This window comes from Serpentinicella alkaliphila (genome assembly GCF_018141405.1).
Classification (GTDB): Bacteria; Bacillota; Clostridia; order Peptostreptococcales; family Natronincolaceae; genus Serpentinicella; species Serpentinicella alkaliphila.
This window is the reverse complement of sequence record NZ_CP058648.1, coordinates 1235159-1262092: the sequence shown is the minus strand read 5'-3', so window position 1 is coordinate 1262092 and position 26934 is coordinate 1235159. Positions and strand designations below refer to the sequence as shown.

The window sequence follows — 26934 nt, the reverse complement described above, 5'->3', positions numbered from 1 at the left end:
ATGCCAACAACTTTAGTAGATTTTTAATTTTTAGTCTCTAGTATAACCCTTTTCCATTTAACACCTGAAGGAGTATCTTCTAATACTATTCCCATATCTTTTAACTTATCTCTTATTTCGTCTGCTAGGGCATAATTTTTGTTTTTTCTAGCTTCCTGTCTTTGTCTTATTAATTCTTCAACCTTATCCTCTAAAGTATCTTCTGTTTTTTGCAGTAGACCTAGTACCCCTGCTAATTCCCTTAAAATACTTAATGACACTTCAACTATTTCCTTTGGTGAATTTTCTGCAATACCTGTATTTATTTCTCTTACTAAATCAAATATTACAGCAACCCCATCAGCTGTATTAAAATCATCATCTACTGCTTCTACAAATCTATCTTTGAACTTTTTAATATTATCTAATTTTAGATTTTCTTCTTCTGTTAAATTTCTATTCTCCGTCACATCAAATAAATACTCCAAATTATTTTTAGCATTATATAAACGTTGAAGTGCATTTTGTGAGGATTCAAGAAGCTCTCTACTAAAGTTAATTGGATTTCTATAATGGGCAGAAAGCATAAATAATCTTAAACTTTCCAAATCAAATTCTTCTCTTATTTCCCTTAAGGTAAAGAAATTGTTTAAGGATTTAGACATCTTTTTATTATCAATATTTAAGTAACCAACATGTAGCCAAAAATTTGCAAAAGTCGTTCCAGAACAAGCCTCACTTTGTGCAATTTCATTTTCATGGTGAGGGAAAATCAAATCCCCACCACCACCATGTATATCAATAGTTTCACCTAGGTATTTCTGTGACATAGCAGAACATTCGATATGCCAACCAGGTCTTCCGTTACCCCACGGACTTTCCCAACTTGGTTCATTTGGTTTAGCTGATTTCCACAGGGCAAAATCCAGTGAATTTCTTTTTTGTTCATTTACTTCTACCCTCGCACCTGACATTAAATCCTCTAAGCTTTGCTTCGAAAGCTTTCCATATTCTTTAAATTTTGATACGTCAAAATATACATCACCTTCCACTACATATGCATATTCTTTACTAATTAGTTCTTCTACAAAATGAATTATTTCTGGTAAATTTTTCGTTACTCTAGGATGCATATCTGCTCTTTTAATACCTAGACTATCCGCATCTTCGAAATAGGCCAGAATATATTTTTCGCTTACCTCATCCGGTGTTATATTTTCTTCAATTGCTTTTTTAATTATTTTGTCATCAATATCTGTAAAGTTTTGTATGAAGGTTACATCGTAACCTCTATATTCAAAATACCTTCTCATAGCATCAAATGTCAAAAACGTCCTAGCATTTCCAATATGAAAATAATTGTATACCGTAGGACCACAAGCATACATCTTTATTTTTCCAGGTTCTATAGGAATAAATTCTTCCTTTTTTCTCGTTAGAGTGTTATATAATCTCATCCCTTTTAACTCCTTTCAATTTCTTGTAACTTGTTTTCTAATTCAATAATTTTATTTCTTAGTAGTGTTAATTCATCTGATATTGGATCAGGCAATTTACCATGTTCTAAATCAATTTCGTCAGCTACTAGTTTTATATTATCTTTTACAACAATTCGTCCAGGAACTCCAACAACAGTACAATTTGGCGGAACCTCTTTAAGCACAACTGATCCTGCACCTATACGAGAGTTTTCTCCTACAGTAAAGGGACCTAAAACTTTAGCTCCAGCAGAAATTACAACATTATCTCCAATGGTAGGATGTCTTTTCCCCTTATCTTTACCAGTCCCTCCTAAAGTTGCCCCTTGGTATATTGTAACATTATTTCCAACCTCTGATGTTTCACCAATAACTACTCCGGTCCCATGATCAATAAATGCTTTTCTACCTATTTTAGCTCCGGGATGAATTTCAATACCTGTTAAAAATCTAGATATATTTGAAATTATCCTCGGAAGGATAACCAAACCTCTTCTGTATAAACCGTGGGATATTCTATGCATTATTATTGCATGTAAACCTGGATAACAAAGTAATACCTCTACTACATTTTTTGCAGCTGGGTCTCTTTCAAATATAGCTCTAATATCTTCTTTAATAACACTAACAAATCTCATTTTTTGCCCTCCTACTTATAATACCCATAAACCATAAAAAATCAAAAACAAAAACTCCGTCTCTGAAAAAAATCAGAGACGGAGTTAATCCGCGGTTCCACCCTGTTTGAATATATCTAAATATATTCCACTTACAAAAGTCTATAACGGAACTACCCGTTTTACCCTACTTTTAGTTCAAGTAAAAACTCATAGGTGCATTCAGTTTACCTACGCTTAAGGACTAATTTCAGCTGCATAATCCCTCTCTAATAAGCAGTATAAACTTACTATTCCTATTCAACGATTTATGATATTAAATTATTCAATACATAGTTTATGCGGGAAAGTATGTTTTGTTTACCTAAAATTTTCATAACTAATGGTAAATCTGGACCATGGGCTTTGCCCGTCACCGCAACCCTAATTGGTTTGAATAGTTTTGGTCCTTTAAGTCCTGTTTCCTTCTGAATTTCCTTTAATAAGGATTTTACACTGTCTTCATCAATAATGTCAAGTTTTTCAATCTTATTTATAAAAACACTTATTAATTGAGGTACTTGCTCATCCTCTAAAACCTGTACAGCCTCCGCATCCTCTAGTTGAAACTCTGCATTAAAAAACAAGTCAACCTTTTCTGATATCTCGCTTAAATTATTTAAGTTTACCCTTAAAACAGAAACAATATCTTTAATCCAATCATATTTTGACTCAATTTCCTCTTCTTTTACATACCCTGATTTAACAAGATATGGTATAGATAAATCAGTTATTTTCTCAAGGGGTTTTTCTTTAATGTAATGAGAGTTTACCCAATTTAATTTATTAATATCAAAAACTCCACCAGCTTTTGAAACTCTATCTAATGAGAATTTTTGTTCTAATTCCTCTAAACTAAATATTTCCTGATTATCCTCCGGACTCCAGCCTAGGAGAGCTATATAGTTTACTAGGGCTTCAGGTAAGTAGCCCTTCTGCATAAAATCCTCTACAGCCACATCACCTTGTCTTTTACTTAATTTCTTTTTATCCGAATTTAATATATTTGGTAAGTGAGCATATTTTGGGGCTTCCCAGCCAAAGGCTTCAAAGGTATATACGTGTTTTGGAGTAGAAATGAGCCATTCCTCACCTCTAATTACGTGGGTAATTCCCATTAAATGATCGTCTACCACCACAGCAAAATGATATGTAGGGAATCCGTCGGATTTAATTAATACTTGATCGTCCATATCACTTGTATTTACAACAACATTACCTCTAATTACATCATCAAAGGCAATATCTTTATTTTCTGGTAATTTTAGTCTCACAACATAAGATTCGCCATTACCTATTTTAGCCTGAACCTCTTCCTTCGATAGACTTCTACAGAAGCCATCGTAACGTTGTGTAAGGCCCTGAGATTTTTGTTCTTCTCTTACCTGATCTATTCTTTCTTTTGAGCAGAAACAGTAATATGCATGACGTTTTTCAATAAGTTTTTCTATATATTCCTTATAAATCGATAATCTTTCCGATTGAATATATGGCCCAAAATCCCCACGTTGAACTAGGTGTCCATCTTCAGAAATTACAACTCCTTCATCATGCTCTACCTTTGCCCAGGACATTGCTCCTAACATATTTTCAATGGCACCTTCAACATATCTGTTTTGGTCCGTATCCTCTACTCTTAAAATATATTTACCACCATTTTTTTTAGCATATAAATAATTATATAAGGCTGTTCTTAAGCTTCCTATATGCACAAATCCCGTAGGACTTGGTGCAAATCTTACTCTTACCGACATGAAGAATCCTCCTAAAATGTTCTCTATTTATATCAATTCTTTATTTTCTAATATGCCTTTGCAAAATATGCCATTTTATGTGCAGGCTTTTCGCAGAATGCACAAGTATCCCCTAGCTTCTCCTGTTCAAATGGTAGACATCTAACAGTTATACCAGTGCCCTCTTTAATTTTGTCCTCGCACTCTCTTTCTTGACACCACATAGCTTTAACAAAACCTGGTTTAGTTTTCATTAATTCCTTCATCTCTTCAAAATTATTCACATAATATGTTTTTTCATCTCTCATCATTTTTGCCTTATATAACATATTGTTGTGAATTTCATCTAGTAAAGTTTGTACTCTCCCACTTAAGTCCTCTAAAGCTACGGTTTCCTTTTCTAATGTATCTCTTCTAAATAGGATGGCTTGACCATTTTCAATATCCTTAGGTCCAATTTCAACTCTAATAGGTACACCTTTCATCTCCCACTCATTAAACTTCCAGCCTGGAGAATAGTTTTCTCTATCATCTAGTTCAACTCTATATGAATTTTTCAACTCACTAAATAGCTCCATTGTTCTCTCCATAACCCCACCTTTATGTGCTGCTATTGGAACAATCACAACTTGAGTCGGAGCTACTCTAGGTGGTAAAACTAACCCCCTATTATCCCCGTGAACCATTATTAGTCCTCCAATTAGACGTGTAGACACGCCCCAAGAAGTATGATATGGATTTTTTAGCTCCCCGTCTCTATCTAAATAAGTAATATTAAATGCAGTTGTAAAATGTTGTCCTAAGTTATGAGAAGTCCCAGCTTGAAGTGCTTTACCATCATGCATTAGTGCTTCCATTGTATATGTTGCATAAGCCCCTGCAAATTTTTCTTTTTCGCTTTTTTGGCCAGTAACAACAGGCATAGCTAAAAGCTCTTCAGCAGTTTGCTTGTAAATTTCAAGCATTCTTAAAGTTTCTTCTTGTGCCTCATCGTATGTTTCATGTAAAGTATGTCCCTCTTGCCATAAAAACTCAGAAGTTCTTAAAAATGGTCTTGTACTTTTCTCCCATCTAACAACACTACACCATTGATTATATAGGAAAGGTAGATCACGATATGATTTTAACCATCTTGAATACATTTCACATATTATTGTTTCTGAGGTCGGACGAACACAAAGTCTTTCTGCCAATTCTTCCTTACCACCATGTGTAACCCAAGCAACTTCTGGAGCAAAACCTTCAACGTGCTCTGCCTCTTTTTGAAGTAAGCTTTCAGGTATTAATAGTGGGAAATAACAGTTTTTATGACCAGTGTCTTTAAACCTTTTATCCATATATTGTTGAATATTTTCCCAAATTGCATAACCATATGGTTTAATTACCATAAAACCTTTTACAGGTGAATAATCAACTAAATCTGTTTTTAATATAACATCAGTATACCATTGTGCGAAATCCACCTCCATCGGAGTAATTTCAGCTACGAATTGTTTTTCCTTTTTACCCATTTGTAATCTCCTCTCACTTCATATTATTTAAAGTATAAACTTTTAATTATGTAACAATGCATAAAAAATAACAAAAAATCCCCCATCTCTATTCTAGAGACGAGAGATATTATTCCCGCGGTACCACTCTAATTAACTAAAAAGCCCACTTTATGACAAATATCGGTGTCCACCGGTCTACCTACTAACTTCAGTAAACTGCTTTAGGGCGGGTTCAAAAATTTAAAAACCTTTCAGCCGAGGGTTTTTTCTCTAAGTTTTTTTCTACTATTCCCTATCATTGCATTTACATATTCTTTTTTTTATAGAATAATCCATTATAGTTTTTTCGTCAACTATTTCTTTTTATAATTTATACTCCAATATGCTAGCAATAGCCTGTGCAGCTATACCTTCCCCTTTACCAGCGAAACCTAGGCCTTCGGTTGTAGTAGCTTTAATGTTAATCCATTGCCTTTCAATCCCTATAACTTCACTTATTCTCTCTACCATCTGTTCAATATATGGAGCCATTTTAGGTTTTTGAGCAATAATTACCGCATCAATATTATTCACTTTATAACCTTTATTTAGGATTTTTTCATTAACTTCCTTTAAGAGTTCCATACTATCCACGCCTTTATACTCCATATCCGTATCAGGAAAATGCTTTCCAATATCACCCAAAGCTGCTGCCCCAAGCATAGCATCCATTATTGCATGCACAAGTACATCAGCGTCAGAATGACCTAGTAACCCCTTCTCAAACGGAATAGTTATTCCACCAATAATAAGTTTTCTTCCATCCACTAATTTATGTACATCATAGCCTATCCCTACTCGCATGTTATACTTCACCTCTTAACAAAATTTGTTCAGCTAAAATTATATCCTCAGGGGTTGTAATCTTAATATTTTCGTAGCTCCCTAAAACTATTTTAACTTTATGTCCCATAGCTTCTACCATCATAGCATCATCAGTAGCTCTAAAATTTTGAGCTATTCCTTCATCATAAGCCTGCTTTATAATTTTGCTACTAAAAACCTGTGGTGTTTGAATAGACCACAAAGTCTCTCTATTTGGTGTATTAACCACCTCTAACTCTTTATTTACAACCTTAATAGTATCTTTTACAGGTACGGCTACTACTATAGCTCCGTAATTTATTGCCTCTCTAATAGATCTATTTATTATTTCATTACTTGTAAATGGCCTAGCTCCATCGTGTATTAAAATAATTCCCGTGTTAGGATCTATATTTTTTATTCCCGCGTATACAGAATGTTGTCTTTCTTCACCGCCGGCAACAACCAATAAAACTTTTTGTATATTATATTTTTCAATTATCTCTTTTTTACAATAATCAATTTCGTCCTGCGGAACTACTAAAATTATATAGTCAATATTATTATTACCCGAGATTGTTTCTAAAGTATGTACTAAAATAGGTTTTTCTCCAAGTAAAATATATTGCTTATTATATCCTTTATTCATTCTTTTTCCTTGGCCTGCTGCCACAATAATTGCGCATACTTTATCGGATTTCATCCAACTTCCCTCCATAGCCATATATATAATTGTACTCCATTATACTATTCTTTTCACAACAAAAAATTCCTTTGTTTTACCAAAGGAATTTCTTCATTTAAGCGGTTTTATCAACTAGTGATTTTGGTTTTGCAAAAATCATTCTACCTGCTGCTGTTTGTAGTACACTAGTTACTAAAACATCAATGTTTTGACCAATATATTTCTTACCACTTTCAACTACTATCATAGTACCATCATCTAAATATGCAAGCCCTTGACCTGACTCTTTTCCATCCTTTATCACTTGAACAAGCATTTCTTCTCCTGGTAATACAACAGGCTTAATCGCATTTGCTAACTCATTAATATTTAAAACAAAAACCCCTTGCAATTCAGCAACTTTATTTAGGTTATAATCATTTGTTACTACTTTACCGTTTATAGTTTGAGCTAGTTTTAATAGCTTAGAGTCCACCTCTGCAATATCTGGAAAATCTAATGTATTAATTTTAACATCTATATCTAATTCTTTTTGGATTTTATTTAAAATATCTAATCCACGTCTTCCACGATTTCTTTTAATTGCTAAGGATGAATCTGCAATATGCTGAAGCTCTTTTAAAACAAACTCAGGAATTATAAGGGGACCTTCAATAAAACCAGTTTTACAAATATCTGCTATTCTACCATCAATAATAACACTTGTATCCAATATTTTCGGTGAAGCTTCATAAATACCTTTTTTAGTATCTTTTTCTTTTTCTCTAGGAAACTTTTTTAAGAAATTTTGAAAATTAGCCAACTCTTCGGTTTTTCTAGTAGCTATATTAACACCTAAGTACCCCATAAAAATATATACTACTGTAGAAATAATAGTTCCAACTATTGGAATTGGAATGATTGTTACTAAATTACTAATTAAATATGCAATAATAAGACCAACTATAAGTCCTAATGAGCCAAGAATAACGTTTACTATCGGGACGTTAGCTAACTCATTTTCTATCCAACTAGCAGTATCCTTTCCCTTTTTGATAAGCCATGGTGCAAGAATAAATAATAACAAACCACTTATTAATGAAGATAAAATAATTCCAAATATAAAAGTCATTCCATTATCAGGCCTTCCTAACACGTTATTTATAACGTATATATAGCCTAAACCACCACTTAATGCACTTAACAGCGCCAGTACACCTCTAACAATTCTGTTAATCATATTTTTTTCACCTCCACTAATTAAGTATTTCCATTTTATGTTTTTTAAATACAACATTAAACTTAATACCTAATTTAACCTAAATGACACCACATTATATTATACCAAAAATTAGATAATAATAAAATATTTAATAAGTCCTATTGATATGCATTAATTAAAAATAAAAGCCTCATAAGAGGCGTATTTTATTTTACTGCTTCTTCAATTAAGTTCATAGCCTTTTCTTCATCAATATTAGTTACAAGTATAATCTCGCTTAAAAGTATTTGTCTAGCATTGTTTAAAATTTTCTTTTCACCAGTTGATAATGCTTTTTCTCTGTCTCTTAAAGTTAAGTTTCTTACAACCTCTGCCACCTCATAAATATTTCCGCTTTTGATTCTATCCATGTTTGCTCTATATCTTCTATTCCAATTTTTCGGCATTTTGGTTTCATCTGCTGACAATATGGCAAAAATATCGTCTACTTCTTTTTGTGTTATAACAGGTCTTACTCCTACGTCTCCCATATTATCAAGAGGAATCATAACTTTCATATTACTCAAGGGCATCTTCATAACATAATATTTTTTTGACTCACCAAGAATTTCTCTTTCTTCTATTGCTTCTATTATACCCGCCCCATGAACTGGATAAGCAATTTTATCTCCGATATTGAACATGTTATCCCCCCTACTAGTCAACGTATATATCTTCATTACTATTATACACAACCATAGTGTTTATGTCAAACAAAATAATTATTTTATCATAGGCATTTAGGTATTGTCAAATATTTTTTTCCAATGTTCCTGGTTAATTAAGGAACCTTAGATATTAAACTGAATTTCCATTAATTGTGTAAATTATTATCACTGTCCCATAATTGACAAAAACACCTTAAAAAAAGTATAATATTATTAGCTATATGGGAAGGTAAAATAGACAGGAGTTGGTTCCATGGATAATAGTATGTGTTTAAAAGAATTCCAGCAAAAAGTAGATAATGTTCTTATAAGGCATAGAAGTGCTCTTGATATTTTAACTAAGCTTCAGGAAAGTAACGCTAAAGTAAACAGAGCTGTTGCCAAATCTGCTACCTACTGTGGTTGCACTCAACTACATATAAAGAAACTAGAAGTACCTAAGGACATCTCCTTCTCTGAGTTTAGAGACTACGCTTCTGATCACATCGAAGGAACACCTTGTGAAATGTGTAAAGAAAAAATCGAACAAGAAATTTCTAATAATTTTTTCTACTTAGTTGCACTATGTAATTTATTAGATATTGACATGCAAAAATTACTTAAGGATTTCTATAAAAATCAACTTGAAACCTTAGGAAAATACGGTTTACTATAATAAAAAAAACAACAAAATTTTGTTGTTTTTTTTATTATATGTATTATATATGTCTTCCCATTAAAACTTGTTCCTGAAGTCGTCTTAGGCCCTCTTTTATATATCTAGCTCTAATTTCTCCTATACCATCAACATCATCTAGTTGTTCTATTGTCGCTTTTAAAACCTTTTGAAAGTTACCAAACTCTAAAATAAGGTTGTCAATAATGGTAACAGGTAGCCTTGGTATCTTACTTAGTATTCTATAGCCTCTTGGGATTACATATAAATCTAAAGGATTGGCATTTTGAGTAAAACCTAGTATTTTTCCAATATAGGTTAAATTTAGGAGCTCTTCAGATGTAAGAGAACGTATTTCCTTTAAAACAGCATTTATTTCTTTTGTATCATCTACAATATAATCAGCAATAATATTGCGCCCATCGTCCTTTACATTTACGACTAATTCCTCCAGTTGCATACTTATAAGTCGGCCTTCATTACCTAGTTCATTAATAAATCTTTCTATTTCATTTACTATTCTCATTACCATTTCAGTTCTTTGTATTACAGTAGCTACATCATATACTGTAACTAAGTCCTCGAACTCCAAGGCGCTTAAGTTCGTTTTAACACGATCCAAAACAGTCTTATACTTTTCCAAAGTTTGTATGGCTTGGTTAGCTTTAGATAACAATTTATTTGTTTCCTGTACGACATATTTATAATTCCCTAAATACAATGTTATAATATTTCTTCTCTGGGAAATTGAAATTACAATTTCTCCAGTTTGCTTAGCAACTCTTTCAGCAATTCTATGTCTAATGCCTGTTTCTGAGGAAGTTACTGAATTATCTGGAACTAATTGAACATTAGCATTAAGAATCTTTTTTGCATCTTGGCTTAATATTATGGCCCCATCCATCTTCCCTAATTCATAGAGATAGTTAGGTGTAAATTCCATATTAATTGGAAATCCGCCATCCACTATATTTGCCATTTTTTCACTATCACTAATCACTATAAGTGCGCCAGTTTTAGCTCTTAATAAATTTTCAATCCCTTCTCTTAAGGGGGTGCCCGGAGCAAGCATCTTTATAGCATCCATCAACTGTCTTTCCCCGACCTCATACCCTTTCATCATTTACCCCTCCTTTCATTTTGTCATTATTATTCTAGTTTTAACTATATATGCGTTTTTTAACCTGTTTTAAGAAATTATTATATCCAACGCATCCTTTAGCCCTGTAACGCCAATTACATTGCTATTTATCCCATCAAGTTTTGCTTTATTTCGATTTGGAATAATACAGTTTTTAAAACCCATTTTTTCTGCCTCTTTCACCAGCTTTTCAATATGTGTTACAGGGCGAATTTCTCCAGTTAAAGAAACTTCTCCAATTGCAACCATCTGTCCAGATGGGATTTTTATGCCTCTCACACTGGAATAAATAGCCATAGCTATTCCTAAATCAGCGGATGTTCCTTCTAACTTTAAACCACCAACAACATTAACATATATATCTTGAAAGCTAAGAGGTAAACCTACTTTTTTTTCTAATACTGCAATAATTAAATTTAGCCTATTCGTATCTACCCCTACAGCAGTTCTTCTGGGGAAACCAGAGGTGGTACTAGTTACCAAGGCCTGAATTTCTACTAATAATGGTCTAGTTCCCTCTACTGTTCCTACTACTATAGACCCCTCTGCTTCAGGATTTAGGGTTTCTAAAAAAATCCCTGAAGGATTTGTTATTTCAATTAGGCCATCCATACTCATTTCAAAAACTCCAATTTCGCTCGTAGTTCCAAAGCGGTTCTTTAAGGCCCTTAATATTCTAAACTCTTGAGTTCGTTCCCCTTCAAAATGCAAGACAGTATCGACCATATGCTCTAATACTCTGGGTCCTGCCAGTTCCCCTTGCTTAGTTACATGTGCGACTAAAAATATTGGTATGTTACTTGATTTTCCTATTCTCATTAGGTTATTTACCGACTCTTTAACCTGTGACACACTACCTGGTGCCGAAACTATCTCTTCTTTATATAGAGTTTGAACAGAGTCTATTATTACAAAAACTGGCTCCATATTCTCAATAAACTTCTCAATTCGATTAATATTCGTTTCTGAAACGATATATAGGTTTTCCTCTAGAGTTTTTAATCTCTCAGCCCTCATTTTAATCTGTTCTTCTGATTCCTCACCTGATACATATAAGGTTTTACCATATTTATTAGCTATAGCTCCAGCAGCTTGCAATATTAGCGTTGATTTGCCAATACCAGGTTCTCCAGATATTAAAGTAAGTGACCCTTTTACTAAGCCACCTCCAAGCACCCGGTTTAATTCTTGTATTTGAGTATCATATCTTATGTAATCCCCAGTTTTAACCTCTTTAATTGGCTGAGGAGCTGTTCCTCCTTTAACAGTAGGAGAGCGTTTAAAACTTTTGGAGTTATCTACAAATTCTTCTTCCATAGTATTCCACTGACTACATCCAGGACACATTCCAAACCATTTAGGACTTTCGTAGCCGCATTGTTGACAAATATATTTAGTCTTTGATTTTCCCATACAATTTCACCACTTTTTCTCTATGTATACAATATTTAAATATTATATCATAATATATTATATCAAAAAAAAATAGAGGAACATTCCTCTATTTTCGCTTTATAATTAATTGCTCTCCCTCAATATCTATTACTACATCGTCACCCTGATTTATATGACCTTTTAATAGTTCTTCTGACAAAGGATCTTCGATGAGCTTTTGAATAGCTCTTTTCAGTGGCCTTGCTCCAAATTGAATATCAAATCCCTTTTCACCGATATGATTTTTAGCCCCTTCTGTTACTTCTATATTTATATTTAGTTGCTTTAATCGATCCTTGAGTTCATCTACCATTAGATCAACAATTTTTATTATATATTCTTTTTCAAGGGAGTGGAATACAATAATATCATCAATACGATTCAAAAACTCTGGTCTAAAGGTTCTCTTTAATTCGTCCATTACATTATCTTTCATTTTTTCATACTCACTTTTTGCTAAGGATTCATCATTAGAAGAAAAGCCTAGTGTTCTTTGTTTCTTAATTGTATGGGCTCCAACATTGGATGTCATTACAATAACTGTGTTTTTAAAGTTTACAGTTCTACCTTTAGCATCCGTTAACCTACCATCATCTAATATTTGAAGCAACATATTAAACACATCTGGATGGGCCTTTTCTATCTCATCAAACAGGATTACTGAATAAGGTCTTCTTCTAATCTTCTCAGTCAATTGACCACCTTCATCATATCCCACGTATCCAGGTGGTGAACCTATTAATTTAGATACAGTGTGTTTTTCCATATATTCAGACATATCCACTCTGATCATAGCATTTTCATCGCCAAACATTACTTCTGCTAAAGCTCTAGATAGCTCAGTTTTACCTACACCCGTTGGACCTAGGAATATAAATGAACCTATAGGTCTCTTTGGATCTTTTAAGCCAACCCTAGCCCTTCTCATAGCCTTAGAAACGGATTTAATTGCTTCATCCTGACCGATAACCCTCTTATGCAGTATTTCTTCCATATTTAGTAGTCTTTCTGACTCTTCCTCTTTCAGCTTAGTTACAGGTATACCAGTCCAACTTCCAACAATCTGGGCTATTTCTTCATCTGTGACTAATGTTTCCGTTGACTGATTTTTATTATTCCAATTACTATGACGTTCTTCTAATCTATCTTTTGTAACCTTTTCTTCATCTCTTATTTTTGCTGCTCGTTCAAAATCCTGTAAACTTATGGCTTCCTCTTTTTCCTTAGACAATTTTTCTAATTTTTCCTCTAAATCCTTAACATCTGGCGGAAGCGTAAATATAGATAGCCTTACTTTAGAGGCTGCTTCATCTATTAAGTCAATGGCCTTATCTGGTAACTGCCTATCCATAATATATCTATGAGATAATTCAGCCGCAGCCTTAATAGCCTCATCTGTAATTTTAACTCTATGATGGGCTTCATATTTATCTCTTAGTCCCATTAAAATTTTAATGGTATCCTCAATATTTGGCTCATCAATTATAATTGGTTGAAATCTTCTTTCTAAAGCAGCGTCCTTTTCAATATGTTTTTTAAACTCATCTAGAGTTGTAGCTCCTATTGTCTGTAGTTCTCCTCTAGCTAATGCAGGCTTTAATATATTTGCTGCATCTACCGCCCCTTCTCCTGCTCCAGCCCCTACTATTGTATGCATCTCATCAATAAATAGGATTACGTCTCCTGCTTGCCTTAATTCCTCCATAATTTTTTTAAGTCTTTCTTCAAACTCACCTCTATATTTTGAACCTGCAATTAATGACCCAACATCAAGAGAAACTATCCTTTTGTCCTTTAAAGTTTCAGGTACATTCCCTTCAACTATTTTTTGAGCTAAACCCTCTGCAACTGCTGTTTTACCAACCCCTGGCTCACCTATTAAGCAAGGGTTATTCTTAGTTCTTCTGCTCAGTACCTGTATTACTCTTTGAATTTCCGATTCTCTACCTATAACTGGATCAATCTTACCTTCAGTTGCTAATTGGTTTAGGTCTCTTCCATATTTGTTTAAGTTTGGAGTTTCTTTTCTTTTCACTGGCTCCTTCACCTTTCCAACCTGACTTTTTCCATCATTTAGCTGCTTTAAAATCTGCTCTCTTATTTTTTCCAGACTAACACCAAGCTCCATTAAAACTTTGGCCCCTAGACCCTCTCCCTCTCGTATTAATCCTAGTAATAGATGCTCAGTGCCTACGTAATTATGACCCATGCTTCTAGCTTCAGTAAAACTCAACTCAAATACCTTTTTCATTCTTGGTGTAAAACCTAATAAATTCTCTTTTTTATCTGAAGGACTTAATAGCTTAACAATTTTATCTTTTACTACTTTAGGATCAAATCCAAGATTTATAATTACCTTTACTGCAATTCCGCCACTTTCATGTAAGAGTCCAAGTAAAAGGTGTTCTGTCCCTACATAATTTTGCCCATAATGTTGGGCTATTTCTTGAGATAATAATATGGCCTTGTTTGCTCTCTCAGTAAATCTGCCTTCCATCTTTTTTCCTCCCTATCCTAACATTTCTCTTATCAATTGCGCTCTTTTTATATCTCTATCACTTTCGCTTAGTTCCATAGCATAATATTTTTGCAAACATCCCGGTTGAATTAAAGCAGTTAACTCATTCAATATTTCCATGTTATTATTTTCAATTAAACCTAGGTTAATTCCAAGTTTAATATCAGATATTAGTTGCATAGCTTCACTTCTAGACATTACTCTAGCATTTTTTAAAATACCATAAGACCTAAAAACCTTATCCTCTAATTCAATTTTTCTATGATGTAGTAGCTTATCTCTAGCTGATCGCTCATTTTGTATAATCTGCATTGTAACATCAGAAATATTCGAAATAATTTCTTGCTCAGTTATCCCTAATGTAACCTGGTTTGAAATTTGATATAAGTGTCCTAAAAAATCAGTGCCTTCACCATATATACCCCTTACGGCTAAACCAATTTGTCCAGATGCCTTTAAAACCCCATTTATATGTCCAGTTAAGCTCAAAGCTGGGAGATGAAGCATAACCGAAACCCTTACACCTGTACCTAAATTAGTAGGACATGCTGTCAAATACCCTAGTTCCTCTTCATATGAGTAATTTATTTTTTCTTCGATTAGATCATCTATGTTTTGTGCTAGGTCCCAGGCCTTTTCTAATTGCAATCCAGGCAAGAGGCATTGTACTCTTATATGGTCCTCTTCATTTATTAAAATACTAATAGTCTCTTCCTTATTTATTAAGGCGCTGCCAATGTTTGAATGACGAATTAGATCTGGGCTAACTAAATACTTTTCTAAATAATTTAATCTCTCTATTTGACTAATATCCTTCATAGAAATTATATTAAAGTGGTTTTGTAAAGTGGAGTTACCACTGATTACACTTTCCATTACTATTTTTTTTAATTCTTCTGCCTTTTCTTCATTCAATATATGAGGAAAAGGAAATCCTTCTATATTTCTTGCAAGTCTAACTCTTGTACTTACTACTATATCTGCATGAGGCCCTATTTCCTTTAACCACTTTGCCATACCTATACCCCCTACATATCCAAAATCTGTCTATTAAGTTCGTTTATTTTATCTCTAAGCTCTGCGGCCTTTTCAAACTCTTGCTTGTTTATTGCATCATTAAGCTGTAGTTTTAATTGTTGTAATTCTCTTCTTTTTTTAATAATTCCACCTGTTCTTTTAGGAACTTTCCCTGTATGCAATGTATTTCCATGAATTTTTCTAACTAAGGGATTCATTTTTTCTTTAAACTCTATATAACAATTGTTACATCCTAATCTACCAACTTTTTTAAAATAATCATAGGTTGTGCCACATTTACTACATATAAAATTGTTTGGATATTCCTGTTTACGTACACTATCCCCACTTACATCTAGTAACCCAGCAAGAAAATTATGAATTGAAAACACATCATCAAAGCTTTTGTTTTGCCTTAATCTAGCACACTCATCACATAAATGTGTTTCATTCTTTACACCTTGAACTATCTTTGTAAAATGTACTGTTGCAGCCCTTTGATTACAGTCCTGACATATCATATTTATTCCTCCTACTGTAGTATAACTATTAATACATTCTTTAAAATTCTCGCCCTTATACGGTCCTTTATATTTAATGGAGATATTATCGCATTATCATCCATAGCAGCTGAAATAATTTTAAACTCTCTTAAAGTTATTATCCCCTTTTCATAAAGGGACCTTATAAGTCTCTCCCCTTGGACTTTTGAGATTTCAGCTCCTATTTGTTCATTTATAATATTAAGTAGCTTTGGTTTTTCTTCAAAAACTAATTGTTTAATTTGAACATGTCCGCCACCACCTCTTCTACTCTCAATTATATAGCCCTGCCCTAGAGTAAACCGTGTCGTAAGCACATAATTAATTTGAGATGGTGCACAGTCAAAAAATTTAGCTAGTTCATTTCTTTGAATTTCTATTATGTTTTCATCACTTTCCTTAAGTAGTTCCTTTATAAATTGCTCTATTATGTCGCTAATTTTCGCCATAAATCCACCCACTTTATTCTGACTTTCTTTGACTTTAATTATAAAATAATTTCTAAATTTTTTCAATATCCTTTTTATAGATAATTCCACAAATTAAGTCTTCCTAAACAATAGTTTTCCTATTTACCTGGATTATTTATTTTTTTAGTTTTTTTATAAGTAAAATTTGAAAAAACCAAAGTGCTATTACGTGAAATAATAAAAAATATCAGTTATAGACCCTACGGCTCACATCTGATATTTGGATTAACAAAAAAATGAGCATGCGCCATCTAAAGGCACATGCTTTTTAAATTATTCTTTAACTGCTTTCGCAGCTTCCACTACTTTTTCACTAATCATAGATGGAACTTCATCATATCTACTGAAATCCATCTTAAAAGTTCCTTTGGCTTGAGTCATCGAACGTAGATCAATAGCATATTTAAACATTTCAGATTGTGGAACTTCAGCAATTACTAATTGCTGTCCTTTTAACATAGGTTCCATACCTAGAATTCTTCCTCTTCTTTTGTTTAAATCTCCCATTATATCACCCATGTACTCTTCTGGAACTATAACTTCCACTTTAACGATAGGTTCAAGTAGTACTGGTTTTGCCATCTCAACTCCCTTTTTAAAAGCTAGGGAGGCAGCAATCTTAAATGCCATTTCAGATGAATCTACATCATGATAAGATCCATCATATAATATTGCCTTAATATTAGTTACAGGGAATCCAGCTAACACCCCTTTTTCCATACACTCTCTTAAACCTTTCTCTACTGCAGGAATGTATGCCTTAGGCACAGATCCACCAAATATCTCTTCTGCAAACTCAAAGTCACAGGATGCAGGTTCAAATCTTATTTTAACATCTCCATATTGTCCGTGACCACCGGATTGCTTTTTGTGTTTACCTTGTACATCAGATCTTCCCTTAATAGTCTCCCTATAAGGAACCTTAGGGTCACTTAGTTGTACATCCACACCGAATTTATTTTTAAGCTTACTTGTAATAACTTTAATATGAAGCTCACCTTGTCCTTTAATTAAAGTTTGGCGAGTCTCAACATTTCGTTCAAAAGTAAAGGATGGATCTTCTTCAGCTAGTCTATGAAGTCCTGAGCTAATTTTCTCCTCATCCCCTCTTGCCTTAGGCTCGACTGCTAAAAATAGCTGTGGTGAATCAAATTCTATTTTACTAAACACTATAGGCGCATTTACAGCACATAATGTATCTCCTGTATTTGTATGCTGAAGCTTTGAAACTGCAGCGATGTCTCCTGCCTTCACCTCATTTACTTCTATTTGTGTTTTTCCTCTTAGAAGAAATAGAGCTGAGATTTTTTCTCTTTCACCCTTATTTGCATTAAGTACCTCCGCATCGGATGTTAATTTACCTGAAATTACTTTAAATATAGATATCTTTCCGATATATGGGTCAACGATTGTCTTAAATACTTGTGCTGAAAATGGCTCATTAGGTTCTAAACTTCTTTCAACTGTTTTTCCTGTTTCAGGATTTTCTCCCTCTTTAGGTGGCATATCTGCCGGAGATGGAGAATAATCACATATCATATCAAGAAGCGTATGTATGCCAACGTTCTTAGCAGTTGCTCCACAAATTACCGGTACAATATCTCCATTCAGTACTCCTTTTCTTAATCCATCTTGTATCTCTTCATCTGTAAAGGTTTCACCTGCAAAATACTTTTCTAATAGGGCCTCATCACTTTCAGCAACAGATTCAAGTAAAATTTCTCTCATTGCTTCAACCTGATCTGTAATCTCTGTAGGTATAGGATACTCTGTACATGTTTTACCATCGTATTTTCTAGCTACCATTTTAACAACGTTTACATTACCTTCGAAGGTTTCTTTTTCACCTATTGGAAATTGGAAAGGTGCTATTTTCTTACCAAATTTTTCTCTAAGATCATTTAAAACCTTATCAAAGTTTGCATTTTCTCTATCCATTTTATTAATTAGAATAAAGGTAGGTTTTTTCTTATCCATAGCATAGTCCCAAGCCTTCTCGGTACCAACCTCTATTCCACTAGTGGCATCTACTAAAATTAGTATTCCACCTGCTACCTTCACAGCACTTTGAACTTCGCCTATAAAATCGAAATAACCTGGGGTGTCTAATAAATTAATTTTATAATTCTGCCATTCAATTGGAATTACAGAAGTATTTATTGAAATTTGTCTTGCGATTTCTTCTTTGTCAAAGTCAGATACTGTATTGCCGTCCTCTACTCTACCCATTCTATTCGTCAATTTTGCCGAATAGATAGCTGCCTCTGTTAATGTCGTTTTGCCACATCCACCATGCCCTAATAATGCGATATTTCTTATACGACCAGCTTCATAGATTTTCACACAATCTCCCCCTAACTAATGTCATATTTATTAGACTTAATATAGTTATTCGATACATTTTTATTAATTCCTTTTTAATTATTAAAAATCACTGGAATAAATTTGAAACATTTTTGTACACTTTCTTAGTTATTTTTCACCTTCCTCTCTCATATTTTAATAGGGTATGGCAATAAATACAACGGTTATTCCTATTTTATCCATTTATTAAATAAATTATTTAGAATATTTCGAAATATTATGATATACTTTTACTAAAATTATTGATTATTAAGGAGGCAATATAATGTCTATTGAATTTCGCCCTGAACTAAAGGATCTAACACCATACTCCCCTGGCAAACCTATAGAAGATGTTAAACGAGAACTAGGTCTTACTCAAGTATATAAAATGGCCTCTAATGAAAATCCATTAGGATGTTCTCCTAAGGTTAATGCCGCTATATTAAAAGTATTCGATCATCTAAATCTATATCCAGATGGAAATGCAACAGATTTAAAGGTTGCTCTAGCTAAAAAACTAGGAGTAAAACCTAGTCAAGTTCAACCTAGCAGTGGCTCTGACGAGATGGTAGATCAAATATCTAAAACCTTTATTAACCCTGGAGATGAAGTAATATTGGCGGATGTTACTTTCCCCCGCTACCTAACTACAACCAAGATGATGGGTGGAAATCCGGTTATCGTTCCTTTGAAAAACTTTGCATATGATTTAGAGGGCATGAAAAATTCTATTACGGAAAAAACTAAGTTAATTTGGCTATGTAATCCTAATAACCCTACTGGAACAATGTTCTCAGAAAAAGTTCTTTTAGATTTTTTAGCGAGTGTACCTAAGCATATTGTAGTAGTATATGACGAAGCCTATAATGAGTATGTTACAAACGAAGAATATCCTCATGATAGTATTTCATTACTTGATAAGTATCCGAATATTTTAATCTTGAGAACTTTCTCTAAAATTTATGGATTGGCAGCTTTAAGAGTTGGTTATACAATAGCTTCAGAAGAGATTCTTAATAATATAGATAAAATCAGACCTCCTTTCAATGTTAATGCGGTTGCACAGGCGGCAGCAATAGCTGCCTTAGAAGATGACGACTTTGTTAAGAAAAGCTATGAAGTAAACAAAGAGGGTAAAGAGTACTTATATAACTGTTTTGATCAAATGGGCATTTGGTATGCTCCATCAGAAGCAAATCATATATTTTTAGATTCTGGCAAGGAATGCAAAGAAGTATTCACAGAATTACAGAAAAAGGGAATTATTATTCGACCTATGTTTAAAACATATATTAGAGTTTCCATCGGTACTATGGAAGAAAATGAACTCTTTATTAGTTCGTTAAAAGAAATTTTATAGTACTAAAATATAATAATAAAAATAAGGGATATTGATGTATAGCAAACAATATTCCTTATTTTTAATACATTTAAATATTTATTTTTCAATTGTCCTGCTTTCAGTTACTACTACAAGCCTTACTAATTGTTCCATTCTCTACATTATTTAGTTCTTTTTCCTTTTTGTATACAATTACTCTATTACGTCCTAATAATTTAGCCTCATACAATGCCATGTCAGCCTGCGAAAGAAACATTTCAATTCTATCATTTTTTTCCGGAATAATAGTAGCTACACCTAGACTAATTGTAATATAAGGGATAACTGTTGAATACTCATGTGGAATAAATAGTTCGACAATATTATTTCTTATTCTTTCTGCGAGTTTTTCCGCATTATATACATCTGTATTCGAAAGTATTACAACAAACTCTTCTCCACCATACCTAGCCACAAAATCACTTGAGCGTTTAACTGATGATGCAATTTTATTTGCTACAGCAATTAGACATTCATCACCTTTTATATGTCCATAATTATCATTAAATACTTTAAAACAATCGATGTCTATCATAATTACTGAGATAGGATACTTATTACTAATAGAATCGCGCCAACACAACCTTATATGTTGATCAAAACTTCTTCTGTTTGCCACTCCCGTAAGCCCATCATGATTAGAAAGGGAAAGTAACTTCTCGTTAGCATCCTGAAGTTCCATTATTTCAATTAATTTTTTTTCAAGTTGTTCAGTCTGATTTCTAAGTTGTATTGTTTGTCTAAATAGTTCTATGAAAACACTTACTTTACTTTTCAAAACTACAGTTTCTATAGGTTTAAATAGATAATCTACCGCACCTATCTCATATCCTTTAAACAAATATCTTTGCTCTTTATATATAGCTGTAACAAAAATAATTGGGATATGACGAGTCCTTTTACTTGACCTCATTATTTCTGCTGTTTCAAAACCGTCCATATTTGGCATTTGAACGTCCATTAAAACTAATGCAAAATCATATTCTAACATCATACCTAATGCTTCATTCCCAGAAGTAGCACTAATTATATTACAGTCTAAATCTTCTAGTACCCCTTCTAGTACTAAAATATTTTCAAGTCTATCATCCACAACAAGTATATTAATATCCTTATCTTTCATTTATTCCACCCTATCAATTGATTTAATAAGTCCCCAATGTCTTGTAAATTTACTATATAATCAACCTTCATTTCATTAATTGCATAAAAAGGCATCATGCTAGACTCAGCAGTAGTTGGATCCTCTACTATAACGAGTCCTCCTCTTTCTTTAATAATTTTCAAACCTTTAGCTCCATCCCTATTTGCACCGGTAAGTATGACTCCAATTAAGTTATGCCTATATGCATCAGCTGCAGTTTCGAATAATACATCAATAGATGGTCTTGCAAAATTTATCTTCTCTTCTACTGAAAGGGATATATAACCATCTTTCTCTATCAAAAGGTGATAATTAGGAGGTGCAATATAAGCATAACCCGGAATAACTTTCTCCTTTTCATCCGCTTCTTTTACTTCAATTTTACATATCTCATTTAAGTAGTTTGCTAGAAAATTATTCGAATGGGAACTCATATGCTGTACAATCAAGATAGGTACTGGAAAATTTTGATCGAATTTAGTCAATATAGACTTAAGTGCGTTTATTCCTCCCATAGAAGTACCCATAACTACTGCTTTATAGCCCATTATATCACCCCATACTCAGATATTAAGTGTATTTATATCATATGTTAATAATGATACTTTTTTTGAAATATTCTTTCTTGAAAGTCAATGGGCTTAAGTTTATACTCGCAGCTTGAAAATTTTACACTTTCCTTGGAACCCAAACATAGTATGCCACCATGACATAAGCTCTCATAAAAGAGATTAATTACATTATTTTGGAGTTCCCTATTAAAATATATTAGTACATTACGACATATAATAATATGCATTTCCCCAAATACACCATCAGTGACAAGGTTATGGTCTGCAAAAATGATTTTTTCTTTTAGGTCCTTATCCATTATAACAGAATCATATTTTGACATGTAATAATCCGAAAAGGTACTTAGGCCTCCTGACTGTTGATAGTTATAGGTATACTCTTTGATAGAATCAATAGGGTATATACCCTCCTTAGCCTTATCTAGTACTTTTTCATTAAAATCTGTAGCATAAATCTTACATCTTTCATATAAACCTTCTTCTTTAAGTAATATGGCCATAGAGTATACTTCTTCACCAGTAGCACATCCTGCATGCCATATCTTTATAAATGGATAAGTATTAAGAATAGGTATAACTTCTTTTCTTAAGGCCTTGTAAAAAGATGGATCCCGAAACATCTCCGTAACATTAATTGAAAAGTCCATTAATAACAATTCAAAAAAACTTCTATCATAGAGTACCTTATAGAGCATTTCAGTTATACTCTTTAAGCCAGCTATAGAAAGTCTTCGAAGTATCCTTCTCTTTATGTGTGCTTTAGAATAATTTCTAAAGTCATGTCCATATTTCAAAAATATACCTTCCACCAAAAGTTTTATTTCTATATCCTCATTTTCTAAATCTTGTATTAAATTTTTGTTTATCATATTAATATAACCATACCCTTACAAGTGATAAAAGTCTGTTGATTTCTATTGGCTTTGTTAAGTAGTCATTTGCGCCGGCTTCAATACACTTATTTCGGTCTTCCTTCATAGATTTTGCAGTTAATGCGATAATAGGAATTTTTGATATATTTTTAGTTTTTCTAATTGCCTTAATGGCTGTATAACCATCCATCTCTGGCATCATAATATCCATTAAAATTAAATCTATATCTGTATTGTTCTTAAGTTTTTCAAGTCCTTCTTTTCCATTTCTACTTACTTCTACTATTATTCCCTTTTCTTCCAAAGCACTTGAAAGTGAAAATACATTTCTCATATCATCATCAACTATTAAAACTCTACGCCCTCTTAATGATTCTTCTTTCTCAAAGCTAGATCTTATCATTTTATTTGTGTTCTGCAGCTCTTTTGAAGCAACCCTATGAAGGAAAAGACTAACCTCACCAGTCAATCTCTCTATTGAACGTAGACCTTTAATAATAATACTTTCTGTGTACTTTTGAAGTTCCATAGCTTCATCATTTGATAAACTTTTATCTGTATATACTATTACAGGAGTACGCCCTATGTCCTCATCTACTATACCCTTTAAAAGCTCAAATCCAGACATATCCTCAAGCTTTAAATCTGATATTATGCAGTCATACTTTTCATCTTTTAATAACTTAATTGCTTCACTTCCGTATTGAGTAGATGAAATCTTAATATCATGTTTACCTATTGTATCAATAATATTTTTTTGTTCAATCTCATCTATCCCAACTAATAGTAATCTATTAAAATCCTTAGCAAAAGATCTTTCAACTTGATCAAAAACTTGCTGAATTTGTTCCGTACTAACTGGTTTTAACATATAACCAATTATCCCATCTGTGCTGCTATCAAAGTACATATCTTCCTTTCCAGATACTATATGAATAGGTATGGAACTGGCCTCCGACATAGCTCTAAGTTCCTCAATTACTTGTAGTCCATCGATATCAGGAAGCCCTAAATCCAATATTATTGCATCGGGCTTTTTCTTTTTAGCCATTTCGATACCCATTCTTCCATTAGAAGCAACTATGCATCTATTACCTTTGCTTTTTGCCAGCTCCACCAGAACATTTGAAAATTTAGCATCATCTTCAATAATTAATATAAGACTTTCTTTCACATTAATATTATCCTCTTTATTTTCATCATTAAGTTTATAACTAGAATCAATAATGACATCATTTATCCCATGTAGTGACAAGCTCCTACAATCAGCTTCGATTTCTTTTGATGTTGCAACCTCTTTTATTGCTACATCTTCATCAATTACTATCGGTAGTAGTAAACTAAAAGTACTTCCTTTATCATCACTCTTTAGATTTATACTTACACCTAATAATCTTGCCAGCTCCTTAGCAATAGATAATCCTAAGCCCGTTCCTCCATATTTTCTACTTGTAGTACCATCCGACTGCTTAAATGGTTCAAAGATTACTGACTGTTTATCTAAAGGTATTCCTATCCCGGTATCCGTTACTGCGATATTTATGAATGATTTAGATTTTAAATCATTTCCTAATGTGATTTCATCATTTGCATAAGATATCCTTAAAACTACTTCTCCTTTTTCCGTAAATTTCAGAGCATTCGAGATAAAGTTATTTACAATTTGTTGAAGCCTATGGGAATCAGTATATATGCATTCTGGTAATTCCTCTTCTACCACTACTGAAAAGTTTAAACCTTTTTTCTCTGCTATTTGTCCAAAGGTCCGCTCCATCCCTTTTGCAAACTCTTGTATATTCATCATTTCAAAGTTAATATCAATTTTTCCGGCCTCAACCTTTGATAGATCAAGAACATCGTTTATTAATCTAAGGAGTTCTGATCCTGCAGCATGTATTGTACTAGCAAATTCAAGTTGCTTTTCCGTCAATGGTGCTTTATCCTTTTTCTCAGATAAAAGCTGAGATAGTACTAAAATACTGTTTAAAGGGGTTCGCAGTTCATGTGACATGTTGGCTAAAAACTCCGATTTATACTTACTCGTTGTTTCAAGTGCTTTAGCTTTTTCTTCAATCTCTTTTCGAGCCTTTATTAGGTTCTCATTTTTTGCATTAATTAGATTTTTTTGTTGTTCCAAAGTTCTAGCATGTTCAATCAGTTCTTCATTTGTAACTCTAAGCTCCTCTTGTTGAGTCTGCAATCTTACCTCGGATTCCTTCAATGCATTTGTTTGCTCTTCTAATTCCTCGTTACTTTGCCTTAGTTCTTCTTGTTGAACTTGTAATTCTTCAGACTGTGTTAGGGTTTTATTCAGAAGTTCTTGTAGTTTTTTTCGTGAAATTATTCTATCAACGCTATTTGCAATGCTTTCGCTGACCTCATTTAAAAACTTTAATTGCTTCTCTGTAAACTTATTAAGCGCTCCTAACTCAATTACACATCTCACCTCATTATTGTACGCGCAAGGTAATATAATTGCATTGATAGGCACTGCATTTATTACAGATGAGTCTATTTTTAGGTAATGCTCTTTTATATTTGATAGTATTATACTTTTATTTTCTTTAGCTGCTTGTCCAATAACACCTTGACCTATTTCAATATTATCTAAATAGTTATCACCTTTTGTATAGGCATATCCTCCGTGAAACTTAAAAGTTCCATCGTCCATCCTAATGTAAATAGAACCAGTTTGTATATCTAAATATCTTGCAATGTAGTTAATAACGTTATTACTTAGAGACAATAAATCCTGTTCATCTCGCATTATCTCATTTAACTCTGTTTGGCCAGTTTTGAGCCAATTTTGCCCTTGACTTTCCAAGATAATGAATTGAAGTTTTTCCATAAACTTATTGAAGGATCTTGCCATTTCCCCTAGTTCATCTGATGAATTAACCTCCATTCTAACTTCTAGATCCGCTTCCCCTTCAGAAATTTCTTTAAAAGTATTTGTCACCGTCTTTACCGGAGAAATAACCATTCTAACTATTCTAATAGATATTAATATTGATAAGAGTAATGCCAATAGCAATATAATACTCATTCTAGTAATTATATTTTGATTTTCCTTTTTTATTTCCGGCCCGTATCTAGCCTGTTCTTCAATTATAGAAAGCTTCATTTCTTCTGCAATTGCAGAAATATCTGGCCCTATCTCATCAAGGTGAGCTATTACTGAATTTCTATTACCGACTACTGAGGAAATTTCCATAAGGCTATTATAATATGCTTCCTTATTTTCCTTTAACTTATCTATAGAATCCTTATACTTATACGCCCTATTTGTACCTTCTATTAAATTAATTGATTTCTCCATTTCTTGAAATTCATTTGTTACTACATCAATCATCTTAGAATCGTCAGTTTCTAAAAATCTTGAAACATGCAATCTAGCTAAGCCTAAATGTTTAAGGGCAACACCCGATGTATAAACTATAAACTCATCATTATTGTTATTAGCAGTATCCATAATTTCAGATAAAATCTTTGTTAATTGGGGACCCATAAATACTAGTTCATTATATAGATGGTCTCTCTTTTGTTCATACTCAACTATTCTATTAAAGTCGTTTTTGTATTCTCTTGAATGTTCCAGTATATACTCCATTTTCATCTGACGCTCTACATCAGTAATGCCAATTTTTAATTCATAAATAAAGTCTTCCATCTTACTCAAACGTTCTTCAAAAACATCTTTATAATAAGCATCCCTTAATTGTACATAATTTTCATACGCTATCCTGCTTTCTAATAGATTCTCCTGTAATCTCCCAAATAACATTTCTTCATTTGAAATTTGCCTAAATTGAGAAAACTCATTACTAATTTTCCTTACTCCAACTATTGATGTTATTACTGAAACTAATAATAATGTTAGTACTAATCCAAATCCAATAGATACTTTCGTCCCTAGCTTTAACTTATTAAATAAGATCATATGACTACCTCACTTCACAAAAGAATTATATCAATAATATTAGATATTCTTATGAACTGAGGCCCCTAAGTATCATATCAAGAAAAGTATCTAACATAAGATTTAATTGTTCAATGAGACTTTATCA

The 26934-nt window shown here is 32.9% G+C and carries 21 protein-coding genes and 2 other annotated features; of the genes, 2 read left to right on the top strand and 19 right to left on the bottom strand.

Annotation, left to right across the window (positions count from 1 at the left end; all coding sequences use genetic code 11):
- Window positions 1-23: 23 nt before the first annotated feature.
- The 8 genes from cysS to HZR23_RS06305 form a co-directional block, all read right to left on the bottom strand.
- Window positions 24-1436 carry a cysteine--tRNA ligase gene (cysS, locus tag HZR23_RS06340; protein WP_132848978.1) on the bottom strand — a complete coding sequence of 471 codons (1413 nt, stop codon included), beginning with the start codon at window positions 1434-1436 and terminating at the stop codon, window positions 24-26.
- Between the two features lie 5 nt (window positions 1437-1441).
- Window positions 1442-2095 carry a serine O-acetyltransferase gene (gene cysE, locus HZR23_RS06335; protein ID WP_132848977.1) on the bottom strand — a complete coding sequence of 218 codons (654 nt, stop codon included), beginning with the start codon at window positions 2093-2095 and terminating at the stop codon, window positions 1442-1444.
- Window positions 2096-2166: 71 nt separating this feature from the next.
- Window positions 2167-2387, bottom strand: a binding site (T-box leader).
- Window positions 2383-3867: a glutamate--tRNA ligase gene (gene gltX / locus HZR23_RS06330; protein ID WP_132848976.1), complete on the bottom strand. Its 1485-nt coding sequence runs from the start codon at window positions 3865-3867 to the stop codon at window positions 2383-2385. Its footprint overlaps the feature before it by 5 nt.
- A 47-nt stretch (window positions 3868-3914) precedes the next feature.
- The gene (proS, locus tag HZR23_RS06325; RefSeq protein ID WP_132848975.1) at window positions 3915-5357 is read right to left on the bottom strand and encodes a proline--tRNA ligase; all 1443 of its coding nucleotides are present in this window, start codon (window positions 5355-5357) and stop codon (window positions 3915-3917) included.
- A gap of 92 nt (window positions 5358-5449) precedes the next feature.
- Window positions 5450-5647 (bottom strand) — a binding site (T-box leader).
- Window positions 5648-5702: 55 nt separating this feature from the next.
- A complete protein-coding gene (ispF, locus tag HZR23_RS06320; RefSeq protein WP_132848974.1) occupies window positions 5703-6182 on the bottom strand; it encodes a 2-C-methyl-D-erythritol 2,4-cyclodiphosphate synthase in 480 nt (159 codons plus the stop codon).
- Between the two features lies 1 nt (window position 6183).
- A complete protein-coding gene (gene ispD / locus HZR23_RS06315; protein ID WP_132848973.1) occupies window positions 6184-6885 on the bottom strand; it encodes a 2-C-methyl-D-erythritol 4-phosphate cytidylyltransferase in 702 nt (233 codons plus the stop codon).
- Window positions 6886-6982: 97 nt separating this feature from the next.
- Window positions 6983-8086: a PIN/TRAM domain-containing protein gene (locus HZR23_RS06310; RefSeq protein ID WP_132848972.1), complete on the bottom strand. Its 1104-nt coding sequence runs from the start codon at window positions 8084-8086 to the stop codon at window positions 6983-6985.
- A gap of 188 nt (window positions 8087-8274) precedes the next feature.
- Window positions 8275-8751, bottom strand: a complete 477-nt coding sequence (locus HZR23_RS06305; RefSeq protein WP_132848971.1) for a CarD family transcriptional regulator — start codon at window positions 8749-8751, stop codon at window positions 8275-8277.
- A gap of 277 nt (window positions 8752-9028) precedes the next feature.
- On the opposite strand from HZR23_RS06305, the gene HZR23_RS06300 reads away from it, so the two are divergent.
- Window positions 9029-9430 carry a nucleoside triphosphate pyrophosphohydrolase family protein gene (locus HZR23_RS06300; RefSeq protein ID WP_243098242.1) on the top strand — a complete coding sequence of 134 codons (402 nt, stop codon included), beginning with the start codon at window positions 9029-9031 and terminating at the stop codon, window positions 9428-9430.
- Between the two features lie 43 nt (window positions 9431-9473).
- On the opposite strand, the gene disA is transcribed toward HZR23_RS06300, so the two are convergent.
- The 7 genes from disA to fusA form a co-directional block, all read right to left on the bottom strand.
- The gene (disA, locus tag HZR23_RS06295) at window positions 9474-10550 is read right to left on the bottom strand and encodes a DNA integrity scanning diadenylate cyclase DisA (protein WP_132848984.1); all 1077 of its coding nucleotides are present in this window, start codon (window positions 10548-10550) and stop codon (window positions 9474-9476) included.
- 69 nt (window positions 10551-10619) lie between these two features.
- Window positions 10620-11984 (bottom strand): DNA repair protein RadA, encoded by a 1365-nt coding sequence (radA, locus tag HZR23_RS06290; RefSeq protein WP_132848970.1) that lies wholly within the window; start codon window positions 11982-11984, stop codon window positions 10620-10622.
- An 88-nt stretch (window positions 11985-12072) separates the two neighbouring features.
- On the bottom strand, window positions 12073-14502 hold the full coding sequence (locus tag HZR23_RS06285; RefSeq protein ID WP_132848969.1) for an ATP-dependent Clp protease ATP-binding subunit: 2430 nt from the start codon (window positions 14500-14502) through the stop codon (window positions 12073-12075).
- A 12-nt stretch (window positions 14503-14514) separates the two neighbouring features.
- On the bottom strand, window positions 14515-15540 hold the full coding sequence (locus HZR23_RS06280; RefSeq protein ID WP_132848968.1) for a protein arginine kinase: 1026 nt from the start codon (window positions 15538-15540) through the stop codon (window positions 14515-14517).
- An 11-nt stretch (window positions 15541-15551) separates the two neighbouring features.
- Window positions 15552-16061, bottom strand: a complete 510-nt coding sequence (locus HZR23_RS06275; RefSeq protein ID WP_132848967.1) for a UvrB/UvrC motif-containing protein — start codon at window positions 16059-16061, stop codon at window positions 15552-15554.
- 11 nt (window positions 16062-16072) lie between these two features.
- Window positions 16073-16531, bottom strand: a complete 459-nt coding sequence (locus HZR23_RS06270) for a CtsR family transcriptional regulator (protein WP_132848966.1) — start codon at window positions 16529-16531, stop codon at window positions 16073-16075.
- Between the two features lie 294 nt (window positions 16532-16825).
- Window positions 16826-18895: an elongation factor G gene (gene fusA / locus HZR23_RS06265; RefSeq protein ID WP_132848965.1), complete on the bottom strand. Its 2070-nt coding sequence runs from the start codon at window positions 18893-18895 to the stop codon at window positions 16826-16828.
- 286 nt (window positions 18896-19181) lie between these two features.
- On the opposite strand from fusA, the gene hisC reads away from it, so the two are divergent.
- Window positions 19182-20258, top strand: a complete 1077-nt coding sequence (gene hisC / locus HZR23_RS06260; RefSeq protein ID WP_132848964.1) for a histidinol-phosphate transaminase — start codon at window positions 19182-19184, stop codon at window positions 20256-20258.
- Window positions 20259-20358: 100 nt separating this feature from the next.
- Here hisC and HZR23_RS06255 read toward each other — a convergent pair whose 3' ends face one another.
- Genes HZR23_RS06255 through HZR23_RS06240 form a run of 4 tightly spaced genes read right to left on the bottom strand, consistent with a single transcriptional unit; the run spans window position 20359 to window position 26807 of the window.
- Window positions 20359-21402: a GGDEF domain-containing response regulator gene (locus HZR23_RS06255; RefSeq protein WP_132848963.1), complete on the bottom strand. Its 1044-nt coding sequence runs from the start codon at window positions 21400-21402 to the stop codon at window positions 20359-20361.
- Window positions 21399-21971, bottom strand: coding sequence for a chemotaxis protein CheB (locus HZR23_RS06250; protein WP_132848962.1), 573 nt, complete (start codon window positions 21969-21971; stop codon window positions 21399-21401). Before HZR23_RS06250 ends, HZR23_RS06255 begins: the two co-directional genes overlap by 4 nt.
- Before the next feature lie 44 nt (window positions 21972-22015).
- Complete coding sequence (locus HZR23_RS06245) at window positions 22016-22864, bottom strand: CheR family methyltransferase (RefSeq protein WP_132848961.1); 849 nt, start codon at window positions 22862-22864, stop codon at window positions 22016-22018.
- 1 nt (window position 22865) lies between these two features.
- Window positions 22866-26807 carry a response regulator gene (locus HZR23_RS06240; RefSeq protein ID WP_132848960.1) on the bottom strand — a complete coding sequence of 1314 codons (3942 nt, stop codon included), beginning with the start codon at window positions 26805-26807 and terminating at the stop codon, window positions 22866-22868.
- Window positions 26808-26934: the final 127 nt, after the last annotated feature.

What these genes read in the sequence shown, in the direction of transcription:
- cysS (WP_132848978.1), bottom strand. Translation starts at nt 1,436, where the DNA reads ATGAGATTATATAACACTCTAACGAGAAAAAAGGAAGAATTTATTCCT.
- cysE (WP_132848977.1), bottom strand. Translation starts at nt 2,095, where the DNA reads ATGAGATTTGTTAGTGTTATTAAAGAAGATATTAGAGCTATATTTGAA.
- gltX (WP_132848976.1), bottom strand. Translation starts at nt 3,867, where the DNA reads ATGTCGGTAAGAGTAAGATTTGCACCAAGTCCTACGGGATTTGTGCAT.
- proS (WP_132848975.1), bottom strand. Translation starts at nt 5,357, where the DNA reads ATGGGTAAAAAGGAAAAACAATTCGTAGCTGAAATTACTCCGATGGAG.
- ispF (WP_132848974.1), bottom strand. Translation starts at nt 6,182, where the DNA reads ATGCGAGTAGGGATAGGCTATGATGTACATAAATTAGTGGATGGAAGA.
- ispD (WP_132848973.1), bottom strand. Translation starts at nt 6,885, where the DNA reads ATGAAATCCGATAAAGTATGCGCAATTATTGTGGCAGCAGGCCAAGGA.
- HZR23_RS06310 (WP_132848972.1), bottom strand. Translation starts at nt 8,086, where the DNA reads ATGATTAACAGAATTGTTAGAGGTGTACTGGCGCTGTTAAGTGCATTA.
- HZR23_RS06305 (WP_132848971.1), bottom strand. Translation starts at nt 8,751, where the DNA reads ATGTTCAATATCGGAGATAAAATTGCTTATCCAGTTCATGGGGCGGGT.
- HZR23_RS06300 (WP_243098242.1), top strand. Translation starts at nt 9,029, where the DNA reads ATGGATAATAGTATGTGTTTAAAAGAATTCCAGCAAAAAGTAGATAAT.
- disA (WP_132848984.1), bottom strand. Translation starts at nt 10,550, where the DNA reads ATGAAAGGGTATGAGGTCGGGGAAAGACAGTTGATGGATGCTATAAAG.
- radA (WP_132848970.1), bottom strand. Translation starts at nt 11,984, where the DNA reads ATGGGAAAATCAAAGACTAAATATATTTGTCAACAATGCGGCTACGAA.
- HZR23_RS06285 (WP_132848969.1), bottom strand. Translation starts at nt 14,502, where the DNA reads ATGGAAGGCAGATTTACTGAGAGAGCAAACAAGGCCATATTATTATCT.
- HZR23_RS06280 (WP_132848968.1), bottom strand. Translation starts at nt 15,540, where the DNA reads ATGGCAAAGTGGTTAAAGGAAATAGGGCCTCATGCAGATATAGTAGTA.
- HZR23_RS06275 (WP_132848967.1), bottom strand. Translation starts at nt 16,061, where the DNA reads ATGATATGTCAGGACTGTAATCAAAGGGCTGCAACAGTACATTTTACA.
- HZR23_RS06270 (WP_132848966.1), bottom strand. Translation starts at nt 16,531, where the DNA reads ATGGCGAAAATTAGCGACATAATAGAGCAATTTATAAAGGAACTACTT.
- hisC (WP_132848964.1), top strand. Translation starts at nt 19,182, where the DNA reads ATGTCTATTGAATTTCGCCCTGAACTAAAGGATCTAACACCATACTCC.
- HZR23_RS06255 (WP_132848963.1), bottom strand. Translation starts at nt 21,402, where the DNA reads ATGAAAGATAAGGATATTAATATACTTGTTGTGGATGATAGACTTGAA.
- HZR23_RS06250 (WP_132848962.1), bottom strand. Translation starts at nt 21,971, where the DNA reads ATGGGCTATAAAGCAGTAGTTATGGGTACTTCTATGGGAGGAATAAAC.
- HZR23_RS06245 (WP_132848961.1), bottom strand. Translation starts at nt 22,864, where the DNA reads ATGATAAACAAAAATTTAATACAAGATTTAGAAAATGAGGATATAGAA.
- HZR23_RS06240 (WP_132848960.1), bottom strand. Translation starts at nt 26,807, where the DNA reads ATGATCTTATTTAATAAGTTAAAGCTAGGGACGAAAGTATCTATTGGA.